Origin of the sequence: Protofrankia sp. Cj3, from assembly GCF_917627355.1 — a bacterium.
Taxonomy (GTDB): domain Bacteria; phylum Actinomycetota; class Actinomycetes; order Frankiales; family Frankiaceae; genus Protofrankia.
Genome location: NZ_CAKJTR010000184.1, coordinates 1 through 6,558 on the forward strand (window position 1 = coordinate 1; position 6,558 = coordinate 6,558).

The 6,558-nt window shown below is 67.2% G+C and carries 5 protein-coding genes and 1 pseudogene; 2 read left to right on the forward strand and 4 right to left on the reverse strand.

Annotated features, from left to right (window positions below; translation table 11 throughout):
* Together MJ783_RS19285 and MJ783_RS19290 are read right to left on the reverse strand one after the other, a co-directional pair.
* A pseudogene (locus MJ783_RS19285) lies at window positions 1–535 on the reverse strand (electron transfer flavoprotein subunit alpha/FixB family protein); the annotation flags it as partial.
* 13 nt (window positions 536–548) lie between these two features.
* Window positions 549–1,334: an electron transfer flavoprotein subunit beta/FixA family protein gene (locus tag MJ783_RS19290; RefSeq protein WP_239312318.1), complete on the reverse strand. Its 786-nt coding sequence runs from the start codon at window positions 1,332–1,334 to the stop codon at window positions 549–551.
* Window positions 1,335–1,597: 263 nt separating this feature from the next.
* Between MJ783_RS19290 and MJ783_RS19295 the strand changes: the two genes are divergently transcribed.
* Both MJ783_RS19295 and MJ783_RS19300 read left to right on the forward strand, forming a co-directional pair.
* A complete protein-coding gene (locus MJ783_RS19295; protein ID WP_239312320.1) occupies window positions 1,598–3,016 on the forward strand; it encodes a transcriptional regulator in 1,419 nt (472 codons plus the stop codon).
* 202 nt (window positions 3,017–3,218) lie between these two features.
* Entirely contained in the window at window positions 3,219–4,148 is a 930-nt protein-coding gene (locus tag MJ783_RS19300) for an endonuclease/exonuclease/phosphatase family protein (protein ID WP_239312322.1), read from the forward strand.
* A 109-nt stretch (window positions 4,149–4,257) separates the two neighbouring features.
* On the opposite strand, the gene MJ783_RS19305 is transcribed toward MJ783_RS19300, so the two are convergent.
* Both MJ783_RS19305 and MJ783_RS19310 read right to left on the reverse strand, forming a co-directional pair.
* Window positions 4,258–5,262, reverse strand: a complete 1,005-nt coding sequence (locus tag MJ783_RS19305; RefSeq protein ID WP_239312324.1) for a M48 family metallopeptidase — start codon at window positions 5,260–5,262, stop codon at window positions 4,258–4,260.
* A gap of 219 nt (window positions 5,263–5,481) precedes the next feature.
* Window positions 5,482–6,258, reverse strand: coding sequence for an enoyl-CoA hydratase/isomerase family protein (locus MJ783_RS19310; RefSeq protein ID WP_239312325.1), 777 nt, complete (start codon window positions 6,256–6,258; stop codon window positions 5,482–5,484).
* Between the last annotated feature and the right edge of the window lie 300 nt (window positions 6,259–6,558).

The following is a 6,558-nucleotide window of genomic DNA, read 5'->3' on the forward strand; positions in this document are numbered from 1 at the left end:
ACTTGGCGGAGTCCGAGATCGTGATGTCGACCTTCTCCTCGGTCGGTGTGGTCGGGGCGGCCTGGGGCGCGGTGCTGTTCGGCCGCACCGCGAAAACCGGCGTCCCCTTGGTGACCGTGGAGGTGACGACCGTGGAGCCACCGAAGATGCCCTGGGTGGCGGCCAGGTCTGGGGTGAGGCCGACCGCGTCCCAGATCAGGCCCGATCCGGTCTTGGCCGCTGTGCGCGCGGCGGCTTCCCTGGCGTCCGGGGTGGCGGCGGTCAGGACCGCCGCCGGCGACTTGCCGGTCACCAACGTGGCCAGGACCTCAGCCACTGGGGCCACAACGTAGTCGGTGACCTCTTCGGACTCGACGATGTACACCGTGGACGCGCCGTACTGGGCCAGGTAGTCCTTGGCTTTCGCGTACGTTCCGGGCGCGCCGAGGAAGACCGCGGACGCCTCACCCAACGACCGGGCGAGCGTCAGCAGTTCGGCGGTGATTTTTTTCGGCTCGCCGTCTGCGTGCTCGACGAGAACTAGAACCTCAGCCATCGGACAAGACCCCTCAGATCAGCTTCTGTGCGGCGAGGAAGTCAGCGACCCTGGTGCCGCCATCACCCTCGTCCTTGACGATCGTTCCGCTCTGGCGAGGCGGGGCGGGCTGGGCGTCCAGGACCGTCGACGCGGCGTTGGCAAGCCCCACCGTGCCTGGGTCCAGCCCCGCGTCCGCAACGGACAGCGTGGTCAACGGCTTCTTCTTGGCCGCCATAATGCCCTTGAAGGACGGGTAACGCGGCTGGTTGATCTTCTCGACAACCCCGACAACCACCGGCGTCGCGGCTTCCACGAGAAGGTAGCCGTTGTCGGCCTGCCGTTCGATCCGCACCGTGCCGGCACCGGGGTCGACGGTCACCTTACGGGCCTGCGTCAGCTGCGGGAATCCGAGGTGCTCGGCAAGCAGCGCGCCCAGCACACCGCCACGGGCGTCGGACGCCTCGGCGGCGGTGATGACGATATCAGGCGAAAGCGTCGCGATAACCTTCGCGAGCGCGGCGGACGTCTGGAGGGCGTCGGAACCGGCCAACGCCTCGTCGGTGATGTGGACAGCCTTGTCCGCACCCATCGACAGCGCCTTACGCACGGTTTCCAGGGCCTTCTCGGGACCCATGGTGACCACCGTCACCTCACCGCCATGAGCCTCCTTGATCTTCAGGGCCTCCTCGACCCCGTATTCGTCCATTTCGTTCATGACGTTGTCGACGCTCTTGCGATCCGTCGTCCTGGTTGTGGGATCGAGCTTCTTCTCCGCCCAGGTATCCGGAACCTGCTTGACGGTGACGACGATGTTCACGCCTCGGGGCCTCCGTAGCCACATTCATGGGTCTTCATTGCTCTTGACATGGTCGCACCTGTGTCCTTGACACGCTCAATGATCGTCGATGTGACCCAGGTCGCACTCGACCCATCCCGCACGCCAGACCGGCAATACGTGCATTCGTATGCGCGTCTGCACATCCCCTTCCGCCATTGTGACAGCTCCGCTACGTTGTGTCTCACAGCAGATCCGACGGCAATTTCACCACGAACCAGTACCCAATGAGCTACGGGGGCCCAATGGGCAGGCAACATATATCAAAAGATCACGATCAGACCGGCCGCGAGCCGCAACAAAACTTATTCGCGCGGCTACTCGCCGAAACATCCGTCTCGGACACCCGTTTCGCCCGGCAGGTCAACGAACGCGCACGCCGGCAACGACGTGTTGATCTCGGCCTCGCACGCACCACCGTAGGCCACTGGCGTCGCGGAATGCGCCCCCGTGACCCCATGGTGGCCGAGCTCGCCGCCGCCGAAATGTCGATGTTGGTGGGCTACCCCATCGCGCCGTCCGACCTCGGCTGGCGCGGCGAAAACTATCACGGCGACGACTTCGGGCTCGCCGTGGCGGAGAAACCCACGGACACTCTTCGGACCGTTGCCGGACTCTCGGGGCGAGACATGCGCAGACGAGACCTGTTACACGACGGAGCGGCCTTCGCCGCCACAGCCTTCGCCGACCCGGTGCTGGCAAGCCTCACCGGCGTCGTCGAAATGATCGGTAAGAGCCAGGCCACGGTCCCGGTGCCGACCGCGACAATGATCAGAGATATGACCGAGACCTTCCGCAAGCTCGACGCCCGCTACGGCAGCGGTGAGATTCGCGGGCAGGTGGTCGCGTTCCTGCACGACCGGGCCAAGGCCGCGCTCGACAGCCGCCACACCCCGGATCTGTTCAGCTCACTCGCTGAACTGACTCAGTTCACCGGCTGGCTCGCCCAGGATTCCAACCACCAGGCCCTCGCCCAGCGCTACTACATCCAGGCGCTTGGCCTTGCGGAACACTGCGGGGACGCCATGCTCGCCAGCCGCATCCTGTCCGCCATGAGCGACCAGGCCGGGCGTCTCGGCCAGTTCCGCCAGAGCCTGGCCATGGCGAAGGCCGCCATCGACCGGTCCCGCGGCGCGGCGTCCCCATCGGTCCGGGCAATGCTGCACGACAAATACGCCTGGGCGCTGGGCCGTTCGGGCGACGAGGCCGGCTGCAGCAAGGCGCTGATCGACATGGAACGCGAGCTCGGCCGCGCGACTCCCGGCGATGGCCCGCTATGGGCTGCCCACTACGACGAGACGGACGTGGCGGAATGCAAGGGCCACTGCTTCCTGCTGCTCGGCAAGGCCGCGGATGCCGAGCCTTCGCTGCTGGCATCCCGGTCCCGGCAGCTCGCTTCCCGGACCAGGACCCGCAGCTACGCCGAAGCCGATCTCGCACTGTCCTACCTGTCCCGGCCCAGCCCTGACGTCGAAGCCGCGCTGGACGCCGCGAGCCGCGCGGTCGAACTCGCCGGCCAGCTGGAATCCGCTCGGATCACCGACAAGCTGCGTGAGGTTGACCGCACATTGGGCCGGCATGACGATGTCGTCGCCGTCCGGGAGTGGCGGACACTCTCCGCGCCACTGATCGGCCGCGCGAAAGTCCGCGCGGAGGTGGCCTAGCGGGCACTCTGGCCGATCGCGATGTGGGCGACCCCGCCGCCCGCATCGCGCCTCCCCTCGGCAATCTATGACCATGACCCCGCACTCGGATGCCGGCGCCGGCCTGTCCGTGTATCCCGAAGAAAACGATCGCACATCGGGATCAAGAAACAGATCCAGCGCGGTGATCCCCCCACGGATATTGATGATCATTCTTTCCTGGATGATCACAGGCAGTCTAGCGATCATCGCGCTGGGCCGGAGCCTCCATCTGGACGACGCGCTGAGCTGGCCGTACGCCGGGATCAACGCCTTCACCCCGGTTGTCTACCTGCCCGTCTACATGACGCTGGCCATCGGCTTCGCGATGCGCCGCAACCGACTGCTGATCGCCTCGCTGCTAGTCATCGTCGCCCACCTGTACTGGACCGTTCCCGAGCTCTGGCCGGGAAAGCCCGAAACCGCGCCCGCTGGCGCGGCACAAGCGCGGATCATGACTGCCAACCTGCTGTACACGAACAAGACCGCCGCAAGCCTGGGATCCCAGATCCGCGCCCAACGGCCCGATATCCTTGTGCTGGAAGAGGTCACTCCCCGTACCCTGGCCGCGATCGAGAGCTCTGGGGCGCTGGGGGACTTCACCTACCGGGAGGTCCACGCCCGGCCGGATCCGTTCGGGATCGCGGTGTTCTCCCGCTTCGCGCTGACCGACCCGGAGCTGCCATCGGTAGCGGATCTGCCGTCACTACGGATGACGGTGCGGGTGGACGCCACGCACCAGTTCCGGCTCTTCGCCGTCCACACGCTCTCACCGACCAGTGGCGATTACGCCCCGCGGTGGCGCCGGCAACTGGACGATCTGCGGGCCAGCACCGCCCTGACAGCCATGCCCGTCGTGCTCGCCGGTGACTTCAACGCCACCCGTGACCACCGTCCCTTCCAACGCCTACTGGATAATCATCTCCGCGACGCCCACGACGCGGCCGGCGCGGGCTGGCTGCCCACCTGGAACGCGAGCGGCCTGTTCGCTCCGCCGCTGCTGCGCATCGACCATGTCCTGGCCTCACCGCGGTTCGCCGTCACCCGCTACCAGGTGGGCGCGCCGTTCGGCAGCGACCACAAGCCCCTCGTCGTCGACCTCTCCCTGCGCTGACGGCCCGCGACCATTCCGGGTTTCCGGGTGACCATTCCGGGTGACCAGGCCTCGGCCAGCTGCGAGGCCCGGGTAACGAGCGGATCAGCGGGACCGGGCAGCCGGACGATCAGGCGGAGGTGGTCCAGACCGCGAGGCCGGTACCGCAGGCCGTGCAGAAACTCTCCGTCGGACGCGCCGGCTTCACGCAGCTCAGACAGGCACGGCTGCCATCCCGCACCGCGTAGATCCCGTCAAGGATCTTCCTGGGCTCGTCCTCACGCAGCCACTCGTCAAAGTAACGGGCACGCTCGACCGCGAGCGGGTGCGAGCCGCTGGTCCGGATCCGCATCCGGTGGAACCGGGCCAGCGTGCTCCGCTCGGCCATGTCGTCGAGCAACCGCGCCTGCTCAAGGAAAGCGGCGGGGTTCATCTGGTCGAGCCAGCGGGTCGCCCCACCGGCCAGCTTCATCATCATCCGGACGCATGGATCTGGGTCCTGAACGGCGAGCATCGCCGCCCGGTCGGCGGTCAACTCCGCCTTGCGGGACCAAGCCGAAAGCCCCGCGCCAAGGCCGAAGGCCGCAAGGTTGCCGGCAATGGCATTCGACCGGCGGGCGACCCCCGCGCCCATCGCCCCGCCGACGATTCGGGCCATGGTCCCATACAGCACATGGCCACATTTGACATGACCGATTTCGTGCCCGAGCACGGCCAGCAGCTCGTCCTCATCCATGATGTCGATGAGATCGGTGAAAAGCACGACATACGGATGGTTGTGCCCGGCCGTGTAGGCATCGACCGGCCCACGCCGGATATAGAGCTCAGGTTCCGGGACGTCCAGAATCGCGCACGCCTCACGGAGGATCGCGTAGATCCCCGGGAGCTGGCGAGGACCCACCTTCACGCTGGACGCGGTGTTCTCCACGTACTGGGTGCGCTCAACGCCCCATTCGATGTATTTGGCCACGGCCCGGTCAAACCCGGGAACACGTTTCAGCGTGCGCGTGGCCCGCCGGTCCAGCGGATGCCGAAACGCGTCCGGATCAAGCCCTGGCAGGCGAATCCGTCCGCTCTTTTCAACGGAACCCACCGACCACTTCCGGATGCTGACGACCTCGTCGGCTTCGGCCATCCTCCACCTCTCGTGGCACCCGTCCAAGGTCGCATTGTCGGCCCAAGCGGGATGTCAGGCGACATAGTAGAGCGCCCCCGTCGCCCCATGAAAGCCCCACGCTCGAACACGAGAAGGTAACCTGCGCGACACCGGGCGGGCCGTACCCAACCAGCGGGCGACCAGTGACCAGCAACCAGTGACGGTCAGCGGAGGACGACGCTCGGCGACCAGTCGCGGTCAGCGGCCGACGAAGTCCGCCTTCCCCGGGCCTCGTTCGACAAACGACTCCATGCCGATACGCTTGTCCTCGGTCCCGAACAGCCCGGTGAACACCGCGGTCTCCAGCCGTAGCCCTTCGGGCAGCCCAACGTCCAGACCGTCGTCGATCGCCCGCTTGGCCGCCCGCAGGGCCAGCGCCGGCCCCTCGACGAACCGGCCGGCCAGCCGCAGGGCCTCGGCGTAGACGTCGTCGGGAGCCACCACCCGGTCAGCGAGACCGATCTCCTTCGCTTCGGAAGCGCGCACCTGACGCCCGGTGAATATCAGGTCCTTGGCCCTGGCGGCACCGATCAGCCGGGGCAGCCGTTGCGTCCCGCCGGCGCCGGGGATGACTCCGAGCAGGATCTCAGGCAGCCCGACCTTGGCGTTGTCACCGAAGACCCGGAAGTCAGCGCACAGAGCCAGCTCCAGCCCACCACCGAGGGCGTACCCGGTCACCGCGGCGACCACAGGCTTGGGGATGCGGGCCACCTGCTCGAAGGTCCCGGTGAGCGCACCGACCCACGCCAGGATCTCCGCGTAGCCCATCGGAGCCATTTCTTTGATGTCGGCGCCGGCGGCGAACACCTTGGGACCGCCGTAGAGCACGACGGCCCGGACGTCCGGGCGGGCCGCGGCCTGCGTCGCGGCCGCCCGCAGCTCGCTGGTGAGCTGGCTGTCAATAGCGTTCATCGGAGGGCGGTCCAACCTGATCGTGCCTATTGCGTTGTCGACCTCGAAATGTACGACCGCCACCAGCCGACCTCCTTGTCGCATCACCGCGGATCACTACCGCGCCTTCGGGACCTCTGACGCACCTTAGAGCGTCCGGCAATAGGGGTGTGGATCAAGGAGCGGGGCTGGGGTGCGTGCATCGCGAGGCGGAGGAGGGAGCCACCCTGGTGTTGGGTGGCGACTGACGAGCCGGGGTACCCGTGCATCGCGCAGCGATGGACGGGGAGCGATGCGGCGAGGTGCGTGCCCTGGCCCCGCGACGCCGCGTCCCCTATTGCCGGACGCTCTTAGTAGCCGCCGCCGGACGTTGTCGGGTATGCC

Excerpts from the sequence above, each read along its gene's own strand:
- MJ783_RS19295 (WP_239312320.1), top strand. The coding sequence starts at position 1,598 with ATGGGCAGGCAACATATATCAAAAGATCACGATCAGACCGGCCGCGAG.
- MJ783_RS19300 (WP_239312322.1), top strand. The coding sequence starts at position 3,219 with ATGATCACAGGCAGTCTAGCGATCATCGCGCTGGGCCGGAGCCTCCAT.
- MJ783_RS19305 (WP_239312324.1), bottom strand. The coding sequence starts at position 5,262 with ATGGCCGAAGCCGACGAGGTCGTCAGCATCCGGAAGTGGTCGGTGGGT.